Genomic DNA, 21,505 nt, shown 5'->3' on the forward strand with positions numbered 1-21,505 from the left:
AGGCAGAATTGGTTGATGGCGTGATTCTGATTAATCCGGATTACAATGTGGAAATTTACAATATCGTCAAAGCCAAAATCCATGACCTTTCAAGAGGTCAATTGATGATCCGAATTCAGCAAAAAGGAAAACCCCAAAACACAGGCAACCCTAATAGATAAAACCACCCCGCTCCTGCAGCCTTGATTTCTTTTCTAATGACTGATTAATTATTTTTCATTTTTTTGAAAAGAAAAGCAGGAGCGGATTTTTTACTTTTTGGAGGTGACATTTAACAACACACCTGCCAACACCAGGAACATGCCGGAAAATGCCAACAAAGTAAAGGTTTCATCAAAAATAAAATATCCAAAGCCTAAAGCATATACAATACCCAGGTAACTCAGGCTGGCTACTTTAGAAAGCTGTGCATTCTGATAAGCCATGGTCATAAAATATTGGGCAAACTGAGTAAGTAATCCAACAGCCAGAAGGATAAGCCAGTCCCATCCAATTGGCATCACCCATACAAAACTGGACCAAATACTCGCAATTGGCACCGTTATCAATGGAAAATAGAACATGATTACCAAAGGATGTTCTCTATTGCTGATTTTCCGAATCAGATTATAAGCAAAACCCATGGCCAATGCCGCTATTAACCCCACCCCGAGATCAAAAAAAGAGATTCTTGGATCAAAACCCTCTATGATAACTACTCCCACGAAAGATATGCCGAAGTATAAAAACTGTATGGGCCTGACCCGCTCTTTAACAATAAAAATACCTAGAATGGTTGTAAATACAGGCGCTAGGTAATTGATGGTCACCGCCGAAGCCAAGGGGATAGACTGGAGATTGTAAAAAAATGCAATAAGGCCGATGGAGCCTACTATACCTCTTAATACCAGGAGGAGCCTATTGCTACCTAAAACTGGCACCTTTGCCCTTTTCAACAAAAAATAAGTAAAAACCAAACTGAAGACTGAACGAAAGAGAATGATTTCAATGGCGGGGATATGTGCAACCAGTTTCACGGAAACATTCATCAGGGAAAAGAGTAACCCTGCCGTGATCATGTGTTGTATACTTTTATTTCCCAAAATATTGTCTTTTACCGGAGAAGTTAATGGTAAATAGAAAATCCAACCTAAAAGGAAATCCAAAGATTGGAACTCTATATGTTATCTTTTAAATACAAATTAAAGTTTAATATTTTTTTCCAGAGATAAGATTTTTCCGTCCTGCATGGTCAGGGTTCTGTCCGCCATTTTAGCCAACCCTTGATTATGGGTGACGATCACAAAGGTCTGCCCAAAATTATCCCTTAAAGTAAAGAAAAGCTTGTGTAGCGCTTCAGCATTTTGAGAGTCCAGGTTGCCACTGGGCTCATCTGCAAATACAATTTTGGGATCATTGATCAAGGCCCTAGCAACAGCTACCCTTTGCTGTTCCCCTCCGGAAAGTTCAGAAGGTTTATGGGATAACCTTCCTGAGAAACCTAAAAGCTTCGCCAGTTCAGAAGCTCTTTTTCTAAGTTCTTGTTCAGGTCTTTGGGCTATTAAGCCTGGAATAAGGATGTTTTCTTCGGCTGTAAATTCAGGGAGAAGGTTATGAAATTGAAAAATAAATCCGATCTGACTATTCCTAAAATCAGCCATTTTATCTCCTTTTAATTTAGTGACAAGGGTATCTCCTATCCAAACATCACCTTGGTCTGCTTGGTCTAAAGTTCCCAAAATATGCAGCAAGGTACTTTTCCCAGCACCCGAAGCACCCACAATAGAAACCACTTCAGTGTCAAATATTTCCACATCTACACCTTTAAGTACATGTAGGTCTCCATAGTATTTTTGAATTCCTTTTGCCTTCAGCATTTGCCAGTCAAATTATATGGTAAGATAATTGCCGTCTAAGTAATAAGGTTCAAAAATGCTACTTATTTCCTAAAAAGAGGAATGCTTGACTTGAAAAATCAAACAGTAGCGCTTAACTTCGGGCAAAAATTTCACAAGGATGAACATACACGAATATCAAGCGAAAGAACTTTTGAAAGGCTATGGTGTTAGAATTCAGGAAGGTATCGTTGCTGATACCCCGGAAGGAGCACTGGAAGCAGCCAAAAAACTGAATGCAGAAACAGGAACTTCTTGGTATGTGATCAAAGCACAGATCCATGCGGGAGGTAGAGGAAAAGGGAAAGTCAAAGAAACCGATTCCAATGGTGTTGTTTTGGCAAAAAAGCTTGAAGATGTTTCTGAAAAGGCAAAAAATATCCTTGGAGGAACTTTAGTGACCATTCAGACAGGTGCCGAAGGTAAAAAAGTGAACAAAATTTTGGTAGCTGAAGACGTGTACTATCCTGGTGCATCAGAACCCAAAGAATATTATCTCTCCATTTTGTTGGACAGGGCAAAAGGCTGCAATGTTATCATGGCCTCTACTGAGGGTGGAATGGACATAGAAGAAGTTGCGGAAAAGCACCCCGAAAAAATCATTAAGGAATGGGTGGATCCTAAGGTAGGACTTCAAGGCTTCCAAGCCCGAAAAGTAGCCTTCAAATTGGGATTAGAAGGCAATGCCTTCAAAGAGATGGTTAAATTCATTACTTCTCTTTATAGTGCTTACATTGGGTCCGATGCTTCTCAATTTGAAATCAACCCAGTTTTAAAAACTTCTGATGATAAAATCCTTGCAGTAGATGCCAAGGTGAACCTGGATGACAATTCCCTATTCAGACATAAAAACTTGGCTGAATTACGAGATTTGGCTGAGGAAGATCCTTTGGAAGTTGAGGCGGGTAAATCAGGGTTGAACTACGTAAAACTTGACGGAAATGTGGGATGTATGGTAAATGGAGCTGGTTTGGCAATGGCTACTATGGACATGATTAAGCTTTCTGGCGGTGAGCCTGCTAACTTCCTTGATGTAGGAGGTGGTGCCAATGCCACTACTGTAGAGGCCGGTTTTAGGATTATTCTACAGGATCCCAATGTTAAAGCCATCTTGATCAATGTTTTTGGTGGGATTGTAAGATGTGATCGAATTGCCAACGGCGTAGTGGAAGCTTACAAGTCTATTGGAGACATTCCAGTACCGATTATCGTAAGACTTCAGGGAACCAATGCAGAGGAAGGAGCCAGAATAATTGACGAGTCTGGACTAAAAGTATCTTCAGCCATCACCCTGAAAGAAGCGGCACAAAAAGTAAGGGCAGCGATTGCCTAATGATATTTGGCGGTTCAGTTAGAATCGCCTCAACAGCACCTGTAGTTCAACTGGATAGAATATCGGATTTCGGCTCCGAGGGTTGAGGGTTCGAATCCTTCCGGGTGCACATAAGCCTTTTGCATAGCAAAGGGCTTTTTGTTTTTGGGTTTAATATGATTTTTATCATATTTTTCAATGATTAGGGATAGCAAATAGTTTTTCAAACAAACCTAACTTTATGCAAATCATAAAACCAAACCCAAGTAGTCATGAAAAAGATACTGATCCCCACAGATTTTTCCACTTGTGCCAATGCGGCGGAAAACTACGGATTACAATTGGCTGAAAAGATGCAAGCAGAAATCATTTTTCTGCACATTGTTATCACACCGGTCGATTGGACAAAACTTACTAAGGACCAGGAAAACTTATTTCCAGAAACAAAGGCCTCCATTGCAAGCGCTAAGGAAAAATTAAAAGATTTGATCCATCAGGCTGAGGAAAAGGGATTGACTGCCAGAAAGATCCTCGTATTTAATGATGGGAATGAAAAAATCCATAAGTATGTAGAATCCGAACACATTGACCTGGTCGTGATGGGTTCCCACGGTACATATGGATTCAGAGAGCATATTTTAGGAAGCAATACGTACGGTATGCTTAGAAGGTCTTCTGTTCCAGTATTTGTTGTAAAGGAAAACAACCCCAAACATAAATTAGACACATTGGTATTTGCAACCAATTTTAGGGAGGAAACAGGTGAATCCTTTAAAGCTGCAGAGGCAATTGCTGAAACCTTAGGGGCAAAGCTTAAGGTATTGTTTGTCAATACCCCGACTTATTTCATGGAAACAAATGACATTATCAACATAGGCAATTCCTACTTGGAAGAATTTGGAAATTATACCTACGATATTGAGATTATCAATGCTTTTAAAGAAGAACGGGGCATCATACAGTTTGCAGAAAAAATAGATGCTGACGGTATTGCAGTAATCACTTCCGGTAAATCTGACCTGATGCAATATTTCTCTCCAAGTATTACCGAAAATCTGATTGCTATGACAGAGTTACCGGTTATCAGTATTAGGAAACCGAAGAAATAAATTGTATTTCGCCCAGTTTCATGGAAAGCAGCCCTTTTGGCTGCTTTTTTTTGCATAAAAAAGGATAAGACCAAAAGAAATGCATTAAATAAAAAAGCAGGAGAAAGTCCCCTGCCCTTTATATGAAAACTAAACCAACTATTATTTAACTACCACAATTGAAACAAAAATAATACATAAATGTAAATTTCAAAATTATTTAAAAAAAACCTAGAAAATCACCTTCTTTTAATTACCTACTTTATACAAAATACCTAAAGCTAAGCCTTGGCTAAATTGAATACCTGAGGTCATATCTATATCATACACATTGATACTGGTAAAGGTTACATCTACAAATTTGGTGATTTTGGCAATCAAGGTGACATCAAGTCGGTGGTCAATGGTTCTGAAAGCCAGTGTTTCCAAATTGGAAAACATTTGATACCTGGAGTTGATGGTGAAATTATCATTAAAGGTTTTGTTGTAGGTCATGAATATTTGAAAGGCCAACCATTCCTGACGAAGGGTCTGACCAGCCGGAACTCCATAATTTTCCGGTACATTATTGATGATACTCCGATCTGTAACAAAAGTAAATCTAGGTGAGAATGGTGCAAACCTCAAAGCAAATTCATCATTTGGCTTATATTCCATACCAAATCCTGTAGTGATGAAGGCAGGTGCGAAAAAATTTGATATCAAAACAGGTTCGTCCTGAGAAAAATCAAAGCCCTGTGCAAATTGGGTAATGAAGTTCAATGATGCAAAATAGCCCCATTTACTGGAGATTTGCCTACCTAACTTGGAGTCAAAAAAGATCCTGTCATTTGATTTTCGGAAATCCTGTCCTTCATTTTTGACCAAACCATAAATCAATTCCAACTGATTGTCCCAAGACCATTTGCCTTTGGCATAATTTGCCTTTCCGTTAATTATGGAACCAAGAGCAATGGAGTTGACGCCTCCAGCCTTCCAGTTTCCCGAAAAAGAAGCTTGATTAAAATTTAAACCTATGGATAATCCGGAATTCCAATAAGTAGTGTCTTTTTTTGAAGATTGCAGGGTATCGATCAAACCCACTTCTGCTTCTTGAGCTAAAGTTAAAAAAGGCACACAAAACAAATAAAGAATAAACATTTTTTTCATATAAATATTATTTTAAATGTAAAATCACGCTAAATTATATGATAATTCTGAAATAACATCAAAATGTAAAACTTTAAAGTAGATAATCTGAAGTTATCAAAAACATTTTTTCATTAGTATTACGTTAATAATTTTGAAATATTAATCCATTACCCAATGCATCCATTTATAAGAAAAATATTGCTTAGCTTCGGTTTATTCATTCTATTTTCATCCTGTAGTTCCATTGAGATCTTCAAAGAAAAAATAGAAATCAAGCCCTACAAGGAATATGGTAGTTTTGTTATATTAAACCGGGAGGTGGGTTTTAAGGGCTTCAATGATGATTTAATTGACGCATTGGTATCAGATGGACTTTACCAGCTTTTCATAGATCAAGGTTTGGTTTATGAAAGAGATAACCCTGATCTTATTATCCGGTATTCATCCAATGAGGACTTAAGAGAAAGGGAAGTAATGAACAATATGTATCCGATGTGGGGATGGAGGGTATGGGATCCTTTCTTTTTTGACCCAAGGTTTAATAATAACCGGGGCATGTATTCCACCAAAAATTATGAACTTATGCAACTTATAGTGGATTTTATAGATACCAAAAACGATAAGATGCTTATGCAAATCACTGCTGTTTCGGAAATCCACAACCCAAAAGATAAAAAAAGAAAAGTCAGAAAGTCAGTAGAAAAAGTAGCAGAAACCTATATAACACATATTCAGAGCTTTAAACGTTAAACACCTATGGAAACAAAATATAAAAGTTTAAAAGAATTCTATCCTTACTACCTATCAGAACATCAGGATCCAACATGTAGAAAATTACATTTCATTGGAACAGGTCTTTTGTTCTTAATACTTGGCACAGCAATATTCTATGGTAATTTTTGGCTACTCTTATTGATACCTGTCGTGGGGTATGGCTTTGCTTGGGTAGGCCATTTCTTTTATGAAAAAAATAAGCCGGCAACATTTAAATACCCATTTTACAGTTTGGCCTCTGATTTTGTAATGTTTTTCCATTTACTGATTGGCAAAGAACGCTTTTCTCCAAAAAAGTAAGTGTAAAATACAAAATTTATGGTTTGAAATGTTGCAATTAATGAATTTGTTCTTATCTTTGTTAAGATTTAAGCCAAAATAATTAATCACCAAGCTGTATAATGGTAAGGATAGTTTTAATAGATGATGATCCGATAAGTACCTTTGTTACTGAAAAATTGATTTCAAAAAACATAAAGGTGCCTTATGAGATTTTTAAATACGACAACGCCATCAATGCTTTAAAGGAAATTCCTAGAATAGACCCAAACTACTTGTTTTTGGACCTCAATATGCCGGAAATGACAGGCTGGGACTTTCTTGAGGAATACCATCCTACTCAAGGCAATCCTGAAGTCTATATCCTCAGCAGTTCAGTAGATGAAAGGGACATAGACAAAGCCAGTAATTATAGTCTTGTCAAGCAGTATTTATCGAAACCTTTGGTAAAAAAGTATATCAAGACCATCTTCAACTGATGGTCTTTTTTTTTAACTTTTAATATTTCTTTCAAAACACCAGCGCTATACAAACTGTTAAATGTTAAAATAAAACATTGATATTATGGCAAGAGTATCTGCAAACCTGATAGCTGCTTTTAGAAGAACAATCCATAAACTCAAACATAATGCCCCTTATCAATGGGGGCATATGGGAGCTTGTAACTGTGGTAATTTAGCGCAGGAGCTTACACAGTTGACCAAAGGAGAAATCCATCAATATGCCTTGGAAAAATCAGGTGATTGGAATGACCAACTTATTGATTATTGTCCTACAAGTGGATATCCCATGGATTTGATGATTTCAAAAATGATAGAATCGGGATTGACTATTGATGAATTAAAACATCTTGAGAGACTTTCAGATCAGAAAATATTGGCAAATATACCCTTAGCTAGAAGGCACCATTTAAAGAAAAATGTCAAAGAAGATGTTATTCTTTACCTAGAGACTTGGGTCTCAATGCTTGAGCATGAATGGTTGAATAAGCATGATAGCGAATTAATCATCAGCAAAGAAAAAAATATCCCACATCAGGTATTTGTATAAATCCTGATTTTATCGTACTTAGCAATACAATCCAATTTAATATTGCACCATTAACTTAACAGTACGCTATGGAGGATTTTGACGATGATTTCGATGAATTCGACGATTTAGAAGAAGAGGATGAATTCGCTGAAGAGTTTCAGGATGAAGTATATGACATCGACGAAGAAAGTGAATTGATGGATGATAGCTTCATCGACTTTGAAGACGATGATTTAGATGACGACTTCGAGGATGATGATGACTTCGATGACGATCTTGATTGATTCTTAAGGATGGAAAGCAGGTGCATCATGGATTAACCTGCTTTTTTTGTTTTCCCATTTTGTAGCAAAACTCTTCTGTCCTATATTGCGTGAAAATTAAGTAGAACCTATAATTTCAATCATATGACTTTACTAGAGATATTCAGTTCTCCCATAGCATCAGGTGCACAATTGTTCCTCCTGATCGTTTGTATTCTAGCCGGTTTAGGTGCAGGTTTATCTGCAATGGATTTCAAAAACACCTCAGCACCAAAAGAATCTGAAGACAAATAAAAAAGGTCCGAAAGGACCTTTTTTAATGGACATTACCCATCAGTTTTTTAATAGGCTTGCTTAATAGCAGCAATATCACCCCGGCACCCACAGCAGTATAAACAATCAACATATACTGATCCGGCATTCGGGCTAAAGCCTCTTCCGTTCCACCGCTGGCTTCCCCGGCAATCAATCCGGCAAACAAATTACCTAAGGAAACAGAAAGGAACCAAATTCCCATCATTTGTCCTCCATATTTAGCAGGTGCCAACTTAGTGACCAAGCTCAATCCAACAGGGCTGAGGCTCAACTCACCAAATGTATGCAACATATACGTAAAGATTAACCAAGTTGGGGCAGCCAAATCCCCCGATGCCGCAATTTTAGCAGCAAAATACATCACTAAAAAGCCTATACCCAAAAGAAGCAGGCCCATGGCAAATTTAAGTGGTGAACTGGGCTCTAACTGCTGACGGCCAAGCCATACCCATAGAGCCCCAAAAAATGGCGCAAAAATAATGATAAACATAGAATTGATGGATTGAAAATACCCGGCAGGTATTTCCCAGCCTAAAAAGCTCCTGTCTGTAAACCTTTCAGCAAATAGATTAAGTGTAGACCCAGCTTGTTCGAAGCCAGACCAAAACAAAGCCGAGAAAATAAAGAGAATGGCGATTACTCCTACCTTTCTCCTTTCATCTTCATTCAATCCACCAAATAAAATCACATATCCCAAGTAGACGAAAGCCACTACGGCAATGATAGTCCCAGAAGCTCCTGCTATGGCAGAAACATTAATAGGAACATATCCCAAAAACAATACAGCTAGGAAAAGTAAACTCATTGTTCCAATTCCTATTAAAATCTTTTTGATTTTTTCACGTTCCCTGATCTCGTCTTCTGTGACCAATGAAACTTCTTCCCCATATCCTTCCAAACTGCTACCGGTTAGCCGGTACTGAATTAGACCAAAGACCATTCCTAAACCGGCAAGACCAAATCCCAAATGCCAATCAAAAGTAGCCAAAGTACTACAGGCAATAGGAGCAATCAATGCCCCTATGTTGATACCCATATAAAATATTGAAAAGCCTGCATCCCTTTTAGAGCTTCCTACCGGATAGAGCTGGCCGACTATAGAACTGATATTGGGCTTAAGCAAGCCTGTTCCGATAACAATAAGGATGAGTCCCAGAAAAAATGAATTGGTATCTAAAGTGGATAATTGTACGCTTGGAGAAGTTGAACCAACAGCAAGAAGATTCGCTAAGCCTGGTAAAGCCATTGTGAAGTGGCCTATGGCGATGATGATTCCACCGTACCAAACAGATTTCTTGAGCCCAAACAACCGGTCAGCAAACCAACCACCGGGTAAAGCAAAAAGATAAACACCCATTGTGTAAAGCCCATAAATCGCACCTGATGTCTTGTCATCAAATCCTAAACCACCATCTACAATAGCGGTCGTCATGAAAAGAATTAGAAGTGCACGCATGCCATAATAGCTGAACCTTTCCCACATTTCGGTAAAGAACAGGGTCATCAGGCCTTTGGGGTGCCCAAATAAGGTAGGTCCAGGAAATAAATCTGTCCCTGAGAGACTATCAGGTGTTTTCTGTTGATTATTCAAAATTCTTTTAAGTTAATATTTCTGAAATAACAAAGGAATGCAATGATAAGAGAATTTTCTAAAATTCTCTTATCATGCTATCAATCAAACAATTTAAATATCAAATCTTAAGTTATTCAATTTCAGGTTTTACGCCCACTTTAAGCACGGATTTACCCTATCCTTTATATGCCAAATTTTATTTTCGTAATCGATTGAAAACGTAAAAAAAGGCATTTTTTTATTGTTTTTACTTTTTTTAAATCCCTATATTTGAATCGGTAATTTAAAACCAAATAGAAACTTCATTCTTATGTTAGCACTGGAAGTAAAATCAGAAAAAAAGCATTTATCTGATTTAGGAATTAGTACTAAAGGCACTATTTTTTGGAACCTCAGCCCTGCGGAACTGGTAGAACAAGCCATTCTTTCCAAAGAAGGACAACTTACGGATACCGGTGCCCTAATGGCAGATACTGGAGCATTCACTGGCCGGTCTCCAAAAGATCGATTCATAGTAAAAGATGACATGACCACTGATACCATTTGGTGGGGAGACATCAACATTCCTTTTGATGAAGAAAAGTTCGATCATTTACATTCAAAAATGATGGCTTTTCTGAAGGATAAAAATCTCTACGTGAGAGAAGCATTTGCCGGTGCTGATTCTCAATACCGCCTGAATCTCAAAATAGTTAATACATTAGCTTGGCATAATCTTTTTTGTTACAACATGTTTCTTCGTCCCACCCCTGAGGACTTGGAAAACTTTACAGCAGATTTTACCATAATTTGCGCTCCTGAGTTTGAGGCCGATCCTGCTACAGATGGTACACGGCAGTCCAATTTTGCCATCATAAACCTGAGCAAAAGGATCTTGCTTATCGGTGGAACAGCTTATGCAGGTGAGATGAAAAAAGGTATTTTTTCTGTTTTAAATTACCTCTTACCTTATCAGCACAAGGTACTATCCATGCACTGCTCTGCCAATGTTGGAGCAAATGGAGACACTGCGGTTTTCTTTGGATTATCGGGAACAGGGAAAACCACTTTATCTGCAGATCCCAATAGGGCACTTATTGGTGACGATGAACACGGATGGAACGAAGATTCAGTGTTCAATTTTGAGGGTGGCTGCTATGCAAAAGTAATAGACTTGAGTAGGGAAAAGGAGCCTGAAATATGGGATGCCATTAATTTTGGTGCCATTGTCGAAAATACCAGATTTGTTCCTGGCAGTAGAACAGTTGACTATAGCAACAAAGAGGTGACCGAAAACACCCGTACCTCTTATCCAATCCATCACATTAAAAATGCTCAGGTTCCATCCAAGGCAGGTATTCCTAAACACATTTTTTTCCTTACAGCGGATGCTTTTGGCGTTATCCCTCCCATTTCGAAACTGAATAAAAGTCAGGCGATGTACCACTTTATTTCTGGCTACACGGCAAAAGTTGCAGGTACCGAAGTGGGCGTAACAGAACCCAAAACAACCTTTTCTGCATGTTTTGGTGCTGCATTCTTACCCCTCCATCCTACCCTATACGCCAAGTTATTTGGTGAAAAAATGGAAAGACACCAAGTCAATGTTTGGTTGGTCAATACAGGCTGGACAGGAGGTCCTTATGGCGTAGGCAGCAGGATGAAACTTAAATATACCAGGGCTATGATTACTGCAGCACTGGAGGGCAGATTGGATCATGTAAATTACAGAACCCACAGCGTTTTTGGTGTGCAGATTCCTGAAAATTGTCCAAATGTACCGGATGAAGTATTAAGTCCAAGAGCTACATGGGAGGATAAAGAGGCTTATGATAAAAAAGCGAGAGAACTGGGAGCTGCCTTTATTGAAAACTTTGAAAAATATAAAGAATTTGCCACAGAGGATATCCTTGCCGGAGCACCAAAGTGGTAACCTGATCCCTTTAGAGGAAAAATAAACCCAAATTAAAAGGAGTGCTTGGCACTCCTTTTTCATTACTATCCTTGGAAGGATAAGCGAGTATTTATTAATTTTGATCAAAATTATTCTTATGAAAACTGCAGAAATACATACCCCAAAGGGCATCATGAAAGTTGAATTTTATGAAAAAGATGCTCCAAAAACTGTTGAAAACTTCATTTCATTAGCTCAAAAAGGATTTTACGACGGGCTAACTTTTCACCGGGTCATTCCTAACTTTGTGATTCAGGGAGGCTGTCCCATAGGAAATGGTACTGGTGGACCTGGTTACAAAATTGATTGTGAATTAGATGGAGACAATCAATATCACGAAAAAGGAGTGCTGTCCATGGCACATGCTGGCCGAAATACCGGTGGATCTCAGTTTTTCATTTGCCATAACAGAGACAACACCCAACACCTAGACAGAAGACATACATGCTTCGGAAAAGTAATAGAAGGCCTGGACATTATTGACCAGATCAAACAAGGTGATAAGATTGATAAAATCACAGTAATAGAGGAATAATTACCTGATTAAAACTAAAAAAGCCCATGATTGAGATTCAATTCATGGGCTTTTTTTATAAAATTTTATTTATTATCCCACTAAGGCACCTGCAATGGTTGCTGTCATCAAACATGCCAAAGTTGCTGCCAATAAGGCCCTCATGCCCAGTTTGGATAAATTACCCTGCTGATTGGGAGCAATGCTTCCAATGCCTCCTACCTGAATGGCGATAGAACTGAAATTAGAGAATCCACAAAGTGCATAAGTTGCAATAACAATAGATTTGGAAGAAAGAGTTTCGGCAGTTTTCATATCTGCCAGACTCAAATAAGCCACAAACTCATTGATTACGGTTTTTTGTCCAAGAAGAGAACCCACTTGCAGTGTCTCACTCCATTCAACGCCTATCACCCAAGCAAATACCCTGAAAACCTGTCCCAAAATATACTCTAATGAAAAGCCTGAAAATTGACCTCCCGTACTGGACAATACCCAGGCATTCAAACCTGTATATTCACCTATTAGCCCTGAAAGAATAAAGTTCAAGGCTGCAATTACTGCAATGAAAGCCAATAACATACCTCCCACATTGAGCGCCAACTTCAAGCCTTCTGATGCTCCAATCGACATGGCATCAATTAGGTTTACACCCATATTTTCTTCATTAACTTCCAACTTGTCATTGATGATTTCCTTGTCCTGCTCGGGGATCATAATCTTCGACATGACGATCGCTGCCGGAGCATTCATGATGCTAGCGCCCAAAAGATAAGCGGCAAACCTACTCTGTTCCTCCAAACTGTCCCCTCCTAAAAATGCCACATATCCTGCCAAGACTCCTCCTGCTATGGTTGCCATGCCACCTGTCATCAAACACATCAATTCTGACCTGGACATGGTAGGTATAAAAGGCCTTACTAGAAGTGGAGCTTCCGTTTGTCCAAGGAAGATATTACCTGCTGCCGAAAGACTTTCCGGCCCAGACAAACGCATAGTCCTAGACATAATCCAAGCTATTCCAAATACTATTTTCTGGAGAACGCCCAAATAATACAATCCGGCAGATACTGTAGAGAAGAATATAATCGTAGGTAGGACCTTAAACGCAAAAATGAACCCAAAGGTATCTGTTGCTAAATCGCCAAAAATGAACATCGCTCCATCCTCGGAAAAACTTAAAAGTTTCACAAATGCCCTGCTGACCGTAGCAAATATATCGGCAACAAAATCTACTTTGGTGATCAAAATTCCAAATAAGGCCTGTAGTATCACGCCAATACCTACTAATCTCCAATCGACTGCTCTTTTATTGGCTGAAAAAATCAATGCAAAAGCCAGAAGTACTATGATTCCTATTAAACCTCTGAAATAATCCATTTAGAATGCGTGTAGTCTTAAATTATGCTAATTTTAGTGGGGCAACTCAATTACAACAAAAAAAGCCTGGCTAAATACCAGGCTTTTTTCAATTTCTCCTGTTGATTTCATCCCTTATCCTGGCGGCTTTTTCATAATCTTCATTATTGATGGCCTTTTCCAGTAATTGATTCAATTTATCAAGACTATAGTCTTTTAAGGTATCCGTCGATTTGGAAGAACTACTCGCTGCAGGCCGCTTGCTTGGGGCCGGTTTTTCATATTCTTTCCTTTCATCCTCTTCAATGTATTCCGAAGCAAAATCTTCCATAACCTTCGCTGCACAGAAAATAGGCGCATCAAATCTCACCGCAATTGCAATTGCATCAGAAGGTCTAGCATCGATTTCAACTTTCTTTCCTCCGGACTTGCAAATGATATTGGCATAATATACGCCTTCCCTCATGTCAGATATCAAAATGTGATCTATCGAATAATTGAAGCTTGATGCAAAAGACTTGAACAGATCATGCGTCATCGGCCTGTTAGGAACTATCTTTTCTATTTCTATGGCAATGGCCTGTGCTTCAAACATACCGATGACAATGGGTAGCCTTCTATTGCTACCTACCTCACCCATTACCAAGGTAAACGACCCTGATTGTGAATGATTGGAAGACAATCCTAGAATTTCTAACTCAACAGTTTGATCCACAGGTTAATTTTTATTTTAATGCTTTAACAGCTTCGGTTAATTTTGGTAATACTTCAAAAGCGTCACCAACAATACCGTAATCAGCGGCCTTGAAAAATGGCGCCTCTGCATCTTTATTGATAACAACAATGCATTTTGAAGAATTTACACCCGCAAGATGTTGAATAGCTCCCGAAATTCCAACAGCTACATACAAAGAAGGCGCAACTTTTACTCCTGTTTGCCCTACGTGTTCGTGGTGAGGTCTCCAACCGATATCTGATACTGGTTTAGAACAACCAGTTCCAGCGCCAAGTTCTTTGGCAAGATCTTCAATCAAATTCCAATTTTCAGGGCCTTTCATTCCACGACCACCTGAAACCACTATATCTGCTTCTGGAAGCAATACCTCTCCTGTAGCTTTATCTGTAGATGTAATTTCCGTTACAAAGTTAGCAGGGGCAATGTCCAAGTCCACTTTTTCTACCGGAGCAGCAGAACCATTCATCTTAAGGTCCACAGCATTTTTCTTTACAGCAAGGATTTTGTGTTCCTTATTAACTGAAGTTTCTGCAAAAGCTTTTCCTGTATAAATGCTTCTTTTCACTTTATAACCATTACTGGTATCTGGAAGATCCACTACATTTGACACTAAAGCCGCACCAAGTTTTACTGCTAATCTGGCTGCAACAGCATCTCCCATAGAACTTTTGGCCAAAACAAGCGTGCTGGATCCTGACTGTTGGTATACTTTTGCCACAGCTTCTGCGTGGGCCTGAATTACACCTGCATTCAACTTTTCATCATCTACATGAATGACTTTATCCGCTCCCGCTTGTCCCACATTGGCCAATTCACCTGAATCCAATCGTCCTAAAGCAACTGCGATAACCTCTCCAGCTGAAAGTTTTTCTGAAAGGGCCTTTCCATAAGACACGGCCTCTAAACTGGTTTTTTTAACGGAACCTTCCGCGTGTTCTATATATACTAATACTGACATAACTTATTTAATTTCAGGATTTTAACAAGATAAGATTAAAGCACTTTTGCTTCATTTTTCAATAATTTCACCAACTCTTCAACATTGTCTTTATCTACTAGTTTCACTGTACCTTTTGCTGGAGGTAATTGGTATGTGGTGACTTCCGTTGCTATTTCTTCTCCCGCAGGATCTACTACTTGCAGTGGTTTGGTTCGGGCTGACATGATGCCGCGCATGTTTGGAATTTTCCACTCAGCAATTGGCTCCTGACAACCTGCTACCAAAGGCAATTTAGCCTCCAAATGTTCCTTGCCTCCTTCAATTTCTCTCGCCATTTTTACAGTATCACCTTCAATCTCTAGTTTCATTACAGGTGAAACAGATGGTATTCCCAGCATCTCTCCAACCATGCCATGCACCATCCCACCATTAAAATCAATCGACTCCCTGCCCATCATGATCAGATCATAATTATTCTCTTTGGCAATGGCTGCTATTTGTTTAGCTACAAATAGAGAATCAGATGGAAAAGCATTGACCCGGATGGCATCATCAGCTCCTATGGCAAGAGCTTTTCTTAATGTTGGTTCCGTTTCAGCTTCACCCACATTTATTACTGTCAGCGTTGCGCCCAACTGTTCTTTGAGTTCCACTGCTCTGGCCAAAGCATAATCATCATATGGCCCGATTATAAACTGTACACCGTTTTTATCAAACTTAGTATTGTTATCTGTAAACTGGATTTTTGAAGTCGTGTCTGGCACGTGCGTTATACAAACAAGTATTTTCATTTATAAATCTTTAAGTTATTTATATTTAAATTGCGTGAATTTAGTAATTGAATCATAATTAAAAAAAGAATTCATGAGCAAATTGTCCCGCATAAATATGTTACAATCGTTTGCAGAGCAAGAACCCGAAAACCCCTTCAATTGGTACGCCTTGGCACTCGAATTCCAGGACTCAGAGCCCGATAAAGCATCCATACTCTATCATAAACTACTGGGAGAGCATAAAGGTTACCTTCCTACCTATTACCATGCTGCCGCTTTTTTTTCAGAAAACGGGTCAATTGATTTGGCGAAAAAGACTTATGAAGATGGAATTGCCTTAGCGCTTGAAAAAAACGAAAACAATACTTTGCGGGAACTGAAAAACAGCTACCAAAATTTTCTTTTTGAAAATGATATGGAGGACTGAATTTAAAGCAAAAAGTCTTTCAATTTAGACCTTAATGACAATTTTCCCCAACTGCTGACCATTTTTCATGCGGTCAAAAGCTTTCTCGGCTTCCTCCAAGGTAAATACTTGATCGACAACTGGATTTATTTGGTGGGAATTAACAAAAGACAACATGGCCTCAAAATCCCGGTCACTTCCCATCGTACATCCCATAATTTTAATCTGGTTCCAGAATACTTTCCTGGCATTAAACCCGCTGGGATTACCCTTGGTGGCTCCATAAAAAACAATTCTTCCTCCAGGTCTCACCACATTGATTAAATTATTGAGGGTATCTCCCATAGCACTGTCCACAATAAGGTCAAAACCTCCAGTTTCTTCCAATGCCTGTTTTACCCATTTCTCATCACTGTATTTGTATCCACCACGTATTCCAAGTTGCAATGCAGCTGAAATTTTGTCCTCACTGCTGCTGCTAACATAAACCTCCGCCTCCTGGGCAACTGCAAACTGTGCCGCAAATTGGGCGACACCTCCACCAAAACCGGTAACTAAGACCTTTTCTCCTTTTTTAACCCTTCCTTGCACCATCAATGCCCTATATGCTGTCAATCCTGCCAATGGTAGGGCAGCAGCAGCTTCCCAACTCATGAATGACGGTTTTTCATGAATTCTATCCGCTGTGACATGAACAGATGCCGCCAGGGTACCATGGCTCGGCATACCCAATATCTGGAAATCATGACTTTGCACGTTTTCATCCTGTCCCCAATACATGGCAGGATTAATGATCACTTCTTTATCTATCCATTTCTCTAAATCCTTACTTCCTGCCTCAATGACTGTACCTGCCCCGTCAGAGCCAAGTACCACGCCATCCTGTAAATTAGGATAAAGTCCCTGCCTGCACCACTCATCCCTATGATTGAGTGCAGCTGCCTTAATTCCAACATTTACCTGATTCTTTTCAAGTACAGGCAGGTTTATATCAACAAGCTCTATTTTACTTGATGTCTTTCTATTTAAAACAATGGCTTTCAATGATTTTTAATTTATAATTTAAAGATAATTAGAATGGGGCAGGCTCATTACTTCCAGGTCCACCTGGGAAAGGATCATCAAGGTCACCACCATTGGCTTTACTTTGCATGCGTATCATATTCCCCGACTCAAAATCCTGCGAGCCTGTTCCACTGGGGAATTTACTCCCGTACAACACATCCTGAGGTTTATAAGGCACATTCAATTCCAAATCAGTGAATTTGGTATATTTACCTATAAATCTCAATTTCACATTTTCAAGAGAACCATTTCTGTGCTTGGCGATAATTACTTCGCCTACACCCATGGTAGAATTGCCGTCCTCATCCTCAGTAATTCCATAATACTCCGGTCTGTAAAGGAACATTACCATATCAGCATCCTGTTCAATGGCGCCTGATTCCCTTAAGTCAGACAATTGAGGTCTCTTATCTCCTCCTCTTGTTTCCACAGCCCTTGACAACTGGGATAATGCAATCACAGGTATACTGAGTTCTTTTGCTATTTTCTTCAGGGCCCTGGAAATACTGGCAATCTCCTGTTCCCTGTTCCCTCCTCCTCCTGATTTGGAGTCTCCAGACATCAATTGGAGGTAATCAATCACAATCATCTGTATATCATGCTGCGCTTTTAACTTACGGCACTTGGCACGAAGTTCCAGAATGGAAAGTGCGGGTGTATCATCTACAAATAAAGGAGCTTTGGAAAGCTTGGCAGTTTTATGTACCAATTGTTCCCACTCATAATCTGCCAGGTTTCCTTTTTTATTTTTTCAGAATCCAATTCTGCCTCTGAGGATATCAGACGGTTGACCAGCTGTACAGAGGACATTTCCAGAGAAAAAATGGCCACAGGCCTATTGTGATCCACCGCTGCATTTCTTAAAACAGAAAGTACGAAAGCTGTTTTACCCATCGCCGGACGGGCAGCAATGATCACAAGGTCAGATTTCTGCCAGCCTGACGTCACCCTATCCAATGCTGTAAATCCACTTGGAACACCGGTCAGTCCATCCTTTTGCCCTTTTTTGGACTCCAGCTCCAAAATGGCCTCCTTCATGATAGAGCGCATGTCAGCATAATTTTTTCGGATATTTTTTTCCGAAATTTCAAAAAGAGACTGCTCCATTTTATCCAAAAGCTCAAAAACATCTGTGGTATCCTCATAAGCATCCTTCTGGATTTCAGAGGCAATACTGATCATCTCCCTTTTCATAGCCTGCTCAGTAACAATCCTGGCATGGTATTCAATATTGGCCGCAGAAGATACTTTGGAAGTCAATTCAGTAATGAAAAATGCTCCACCTGCCAACTCAAGCTGTCCTTTTTTCCTCAATTGGTTGGTAACAGTCAAAAGGTCTATAGGCTGTGAATCAGAAAAAAGATCCAATATGGCGGAATAAATAACTTTATGGGCCTCTTTATAAAAACTTTCAGGTTTTAAGATATCCACAACGGTCGTCAGGGCATCCTTTTCTAACATCAAAGCACCTAAAACAGCTTCTTCCAAATCTACTGCTTGGGGAGGTAGTTTCCCCATTCCTGCACCTATGTTGAGGTCCGGTTTTTTCCTTCCCAGGTTCCTACCTGTATTGCTTGGTTTGTTATCTGCCATATAAACAAATGTAAGGGCTTTGATCAAATGTTTTTGAACAATTTATACACGCGATATCCACATTAGCCGCTAGGACCTCAATTTCAAACATTTAATAAAAAACGAAGGTCAAAAAATAGTATTGCCTCATTTTTTTAAAAAGAAAAATGTTTTTCCATCGACCTAAAAGCTAAGATTCCCTTAATTTGGTTGGTCAAATAAAAAACCTTACACCTTGAGCAGATTTGTCAGGTTGCTTTGGTGAATTCTTGATTTCTTATGTCTAAACAATACCATTTTATCGCCATTGGAGGAGCAGTAATGCATAACCTCGCATTGGCACTTTTATCCAAAGGATATGAAGTTACTGGATCAGATGATGAAATATATGAACCATCACGGTCTAGGTTGAAGGAGGCCGGAATTCTCCCTGAACAAAAAGGTTGGTTTCCCGAAAAAATACATCAAGGACTTGAAGGAATTATTCTGGGCATGCATGCGAAGGTTGATAACCCGGAACTGATTCGGGCTAAAGAACTAAAAATCCCTATTTATTCTTTTCCGGAATTCATCTATGAGCAAAGCAAAAATAAAAAGAGGGTAGTAATCTCAGGAAGTCACGGCAAAACTACCATCACCTCAATGATACTTCATGTGCTAAAAACCTCAGGTATGGATTTTGATTATCTGGTTGGCGCACAAATTGAAGGTTTTGACTTGATGGTGGGGCTTTCAGATGCAAAACTTATTCTTATTGAAGGAGATGAATACCTGACTTCTCCGCTTGATAGAAGGCCAAAATTCTTCCATTACCACCATGATATATTATTAATGAGCGGTATTGCATGGGACCATTTCAATGTTTTCCCCAGTTTTAAAAATTATGCAGATCAATTTTCCCAACTGGCACAGATGACTCCTGAAAATGGCACTTTCATATTCTTTGAAGGTGATCCCTATGTCAAAACAATAGCTGAGTCATTACCCGTCAATAAAACCGAAAAAATACCATATGCAGAACACCCTGCCATCATAAAGGAGGGGCAGACCTTTCTTTTAACAGAGGAAGGGGAGCTGCCTATTAATGTTTTTGGGAAACACAACCTTCAGAACCTTCAGGGTGCTTTGGAGATTTGTAAAAGCCTTGGCATAAAGACAAAACAATTTTATCAGGGCATACAAAGCTTCAAAGGAGCTGCCAAAAGACAACAAGTACTTGCTAAGGCCTCCGACAGTATTCTATTCAGGGATTTTGCCCATGCGCCTTCCAAATTAAAGGCAACTGTAGAAGCTGTTAAAATGCAATATCCCAAACGAAGGCTTATCGCCGTGCAGGAACTCCATACCTACAGTTCTTTAAACAAAGACTTTATCCATAATTACGCCAACTCTTTTGATGCTGCTGATACAGCGATTATCTATTTAAATCCAAAAGCCGTATCTTTGAAAAAACTGGAGCTGATGGATGAAGCCACACTGAGAGCAGCTTTCAAAAGGAAAGACCTCCAACTGTTTACAGTTATCGAAAAATTAAAAAAATATCTTGAAGAACAGGATTATCATCACTGCAACCTGCTCCTGATGAGTTCGGGCAATTATGATGATATGGATTTGACAACATTACAATCAATTATCAATAAAAAACATCTCTGATGAATTTAAATCTTAAAACTCCCATAGCTTTTTTTGATCTGGAATCAACCGGAACCAATATTTCAACAGATAGAATTGTTGAAGTTTCAATTTTAAAAGTTCATCCTAACGGGAAAGAGGAAATAAAAACAGCTTTAATAAACCCAACCATTCCGATCCCAAGGGAAGTTTCACTCATTCATGGGATTTATGATGAAGATGTGAAGGACTCCCCCACCTTCAAAGCACTTTCCAAAGATTTACATCAATTTTTGGCTGGTGCAGATCTTGCAGGATTTAATGTGTTAAAATTTGACATTCCCTTATTGGTGGAAGAATTCCTTAGATCAGGTATAGACTTTGACATAGAAAAAAGGAATATCCTGGATGCACAGAAGATTTTCCACATGATGGAGAAAAGAAACCTAGCTGCAGCCTACAAGTTTTATTGCGGAAAAACCCTGGAAAATGCACATAGTGCAGAAGCTGATACAATAGCTACTTATGAAGTATTCAAAGCACAGGTGGAGCGTTATAATGGTGAAGAAGCTGAAGATTTGCTTGGTAATAAACTGGGGGTATTTGAAAATGACATGAAGAAAATCCACAGTATCTTAAACGAAAAAATGGTTGATCTTGCGGGTAGGTTTATATTTAATCAGAGCGGGGAAGAATGCTTTAACTTTGGCAAACATAAGGGAAAAACCATTGAACAGGTACTTAAAGAAGAACCTTCTTACTACGATTGGATGATGAAGGGGGATTTTCCTTTGGATACCAAAAGAAAATTTACTCAGGTAAAACTCAGAGCCTTTAATCAACACTAAATAAAAATGAGGATGTCTCATAAATAAATGCCTCACAACATTGCCCAAATTTTATATGGTGTTTATTTAGTAAAACTTTGTGTCTTAGAGCATTCGTGGCATTTTTA

Annotated in this window: 22 protein-coding genes, 1 tRNA gene and 1 pseudogene; 14 read left to right on the top strand and 10 right to left on the bottom strand. The window is 39.0% G+C overall.

Translation table 11 applies throughout. The annotated features are described in order from the left end of the window. Positions 1-251: 251 nt before the first annotated feature. Both B879_RS07935 and B879_RS07940 read right to left on the bottom strand, forming a co-directional pair. Complete coding sequence (locus B879_RS07935) at positions 252-1,058, bottom strand: DMT family transporter (protein ID WP_009184645.1); 807 nt, start codon at positions 1,056-1,058, stop codon at positions 252-254. A gap of 123 nt (positions 1,059-1,181) precedes the next feature. Next, positions 1,182-1,856 carry an ABC transporter ATP-binding protein gene (locus tag B879_RS07940; protein WP_009184646.1) on the bottom strand — a complete coding sequence of 225 codons (675 nt, stop codon included), beginning with the start codon at positions 1,854-1,856 and terminating at the stop codon, positions 1,182-1,184. Between the two features lie 139 nt (positions 1,857-1,995). On the opposite strand from B879_RS07940, the gene sucC reads away from it, so the two are divergent. From sucC to B879_RS07955, 3 genes are all read left to right on the top strand, one after another. Then, the gene (sucC, locus tag B879_RS07945) at positions 1,996-3,207 is read left to right on the top strand and encodes an ADP-forming succinate--CoA ligase subunit beta (RefSeq protein WP_009184647.1); all 1,212 of its coding nucleotides are present in this window, start codon (positions 1,996-1,998) and stop codon (positions 3,205-3,207) included. Between the two features lie 35 nt (positions 3,208-3,242). After that, positions 3,243-3,316, top strand: a tRNA-Arg gene (locus B879_RS07950). Positions 3,317-3,458: 142 nt separating this feature from the next. Beyond that, a complete protein-coding gene (locus B879_RS07955; protein ID WP_009184648.1) occupies positions 3,459-4,295 on the top strand; it encodes a universal stress protein in 837 nt (278 codons plus the stop codon). A gap of 228 nt (positions 4,296-4,523) precedes the next feature. Here the strand turns inward: B879_RS07955 and B879_RS07960 are convergent, their stop codons facing one another. Continuing rightward, on the bottom strand, positions 4,524-5,423 hold the full coding sequence (locus tag B879_RS07960) for a DUF3078 domain-containing protein (RefSeq protein WP_009184649.1): 900 nt from the start codon (positions 5,421-5,423) through the stop codon (positions 4,524-4,526). Positions 5,424-5,579: 156 nt separating this feature from the next. On the opposite strand from B879_RS07960, the gene B879_RS07965 reads away from it, so the two are divergent. From B879_RS07965 to B879_RS22875, 6 genes are all read left to right on the top strand, one after another. After that, complete coding sequence (locus tag B879_RS07965) at positions 5,580-6,155, top strand: DUF4136 domain-containing protein (RefSeq protein ID WP_009184650.1); 576 nt, start codon at positions 5,580-5,582, stop codon at positions 6,153-6,155. 6 nt (positions 6,156-6,161) lie between these two features. Next, positions 6,162-6,479 (top strand): Mpo1-like protein, encoded by a 318-nt coding sequence (locus B879_RS07970; RefSeq protein ID WP_009184651.1) that lies wholly within the window; start codon positions 6,162-6,164, stop codon positions 6,477-6,479. A 101-nt stretch (positions 6,480-6,580) separates the two neighbouring features. Beyond that, positions 6,581-6,937: a response regulator gene (locus tag B879_RS07975; protein ID WP_009184652.1), complete on the top strand. Its 357-nt coding sequence runs from the start codon at positions 6,581-6,583 to the stop codon at positions 6,935-6,937. 85 nt (positions 6,938-7,022) lie between these two features. After that, positions 7,023-7,508 carry a hypothetical protein gene (locus B879_RS07980; protein WP_009184653.1) on the top strand — a complete coding sequence of 162 codons (486 nt, stop codon included), beginning with the start codon at positions 7,023-7,025 and terminating at the stop codon, positions 7,506-7,508. Between the two features lie 68 nt (positions 7,509-7,576). Beyond that, positions 7,577-7,774: a hypothetical protein gene (locus tag B879_RS07985; protein WP_009184654.1), complete on the top strand. Its 198-nt coding sequence runs from the start codon at positions 7,577-7,579 to the stop codon at positions 7,772-7,774. A gap of 123 nt (positions 7,775-7,897) precedes the next feature. After that, positions 7,898-8,047, top strand: coding sequence for a hypothetical protein (locus B879_RS22875; protein WP_009184655.1), 150 nt, complete (start codon positions 7,898-7,900; stop codon positions 8,045-8,047). A 22-nt stretch (positions 8,048-8,069) separates the two neighbouring features. On the opposite strand, the gene B879_RS07990 is transcribed toward B879_RS22875, so the two are convergent. Beyond that, on the bottom strand, positions 8,070-9,572 hold the full coding sequence (locus tag B879_RS07990; protein WP_238542106.1) for a peptide MFS transporter: 1,503 nt from the start codon (positions 9,570-9,572) through the stop codon (positions 8,070-8,072). Positions 9,573-9,951: 379 nt separating this feature from the next. Here B879_RS07990 and pckA point away from each other — a divergent pair, with 379 nt between their 5' ends. Beyond that, entirely contained in the window at positions 9,952-11,553 is a 1,602-nt protein-coding gene (pckA, locus tag B879_RS07995; RefSeq protein ID WP_009184658.1) for a phosphoenolpyruvate carboxykinase (ATP), read from the top strand. Between the two features lie 118 nt (positions 11,554-11,671). After that, positions 11,672-12,109 carry a peptidylprolyl isomerase gene (locus B879_RS08000; protein WP_009184659.1) on the top strand — a complete coding sequence of 146 codons (438 nt, stop codon included), beginning with the start codon at positions 11,672-11,674 and terminating at the stop codon, positions 12,107-12,109. Positions 12,110-12,181: 72 nt separating this feature from the next. On the opposite strand, the gene B879_RS08005 is transcribed toward B879_RS08000, so the two are convergent. The 4 genes from B879_RS08005 to B879_RS08020 form a co-directional block, all read right to left on the bottom strand. Continuing rightward, positions 12,182-13,468 carry a NupC/NupG family nucleoside CNT transporter gene (locus B879_RS08005; protein ID WP_009184660.1) on the bottom strand — a complete coding sequence of 429 codons (1,287 nt, stop codon included), beginning with the start codon at positions 13,466-13,468 and terminating at the stop codon, positions 12,182-12,184. 88 nt (positions 13,469-13,556) lie between these two features. Next, a complete protein-coding gene (locus tag B879_RS08010) occupies positions 13,557-14,162 on the bottom strand; it encodes a bifunctional nuclease family protein (protein ID WP_009184661.1) in 606 nt (201 codons plus the stop codon). 10 nt (positions 14,163-14,172) lie between these two features. Beyond that, a complete protein-coding gene (locus tag B879_RS08015; protein WP_009184662.1) occupies positions 14,173-15,141 on the bottom strand; it encodes an electron transfer flavoprotein subunit alpha/FixB family protein in 969 nt (322 codons plus the stop codon). Positions 15,142-15,176: 35 nt separating this feature from the next. Further along, positions 15,177-15,914, bottom strand: coding sequence for an electron transfer flavoprotein subunit beta/FixA family protein (locus B879_RS08020; protein WP_009184663.1), 738 nt, complete (start codon positions 15,912-15,914; stop codon positions 15,177-15,179). 73 nt (positions 15,915-15,987) lie between these two features. Here B879_RS08020 and B879_RS08025 point away from each other — a divergent pair, with 73 nt between their 5' ends. After that, positions 15,988-16,323 (top strand): hypothetical protein, encoded by a 336-nt coding sequence (locus B879_RS08025; protein ID WP_009184664.1) that lies wholly within the window; start codon positions 15,988-15,990, stop codon positions 16,321-16,323. A 24-nt stretch (positions 16,324-16,347) separates the two neighbouring features. Here the strand turns inward: B879_RS08025 and B879_RS08030 are convergent, their stop codons facing one another. Both B879_RS08030 and dnaB read right to left on the bottom strand, forming a co-directional pair. Beyond that, on the bottom strand, positions 16,348-17,346 hold the full coding sequence (locus B879_RS08030; RefSeq protein WP_009184665.1) for a zinc-binding dehydrogenase: 999 nt from the start codon (positions 17,344-17,346) through the stop codon (positions 16,348-16,350). Positions 17,347-17,374: 28 nt separating this feature from the next. Beyond that, positions 17,375-18,960 (bottom strand): annotated as a pseudogene (dnaB, locus tag B879_RS08035) (replicative DNA helicase). A 258-nt stretch (positions 18,961-19,218) separates the two neighbouring features. Between dnaB and B879_RS08040 the strand changes: the two are divergent. Together B879_RS08040 and B879_RS08045 are read left to right on the top strand one after the other, a co-directional pair. Then, positions 19,219-20,592 carry a UDP-N-acetylmuramate--L-alanine ligase gene (locus tag B879_RS08040; RefSeq protein WP_009184668.1) on the top strand — a complete coding sequence of 458 codons (1,374 nt, stop codon included), beginning with the start codon at positions 19,219-19,221 and terminating at the stop codon, positions 20,590-20,592. Continuing rightward, the gene (locus B879_RS08045; RefSeq protein ID WP_009184669.1) at positions 20,592-21,398 is read left to right on the top strand and encodes a 3'-5' exonuclease; all 807 of its coding nucleotides are present in this window, start codon (positions 20,592-20,594) and stop codon (positions 21,396-21,398) included. The genes B879_RS08040 and B879_RS08045 overlap by 1 nt, the downstream gene beginning before the upstream one ends. Positions 21,399-21,505: the final 107 nt, after the last annotated feature.

The sequence above is a fragment of the Cecembia lonarensis LW9 genome (assembly GCF_000298295.1).
Taxonomy (GTDB): Bacteria; Bacteroidota; Bacteroidia; order Cytophagales; family Cyclobacteriaceae; genus Cecembia; species Cecembia lonarensis.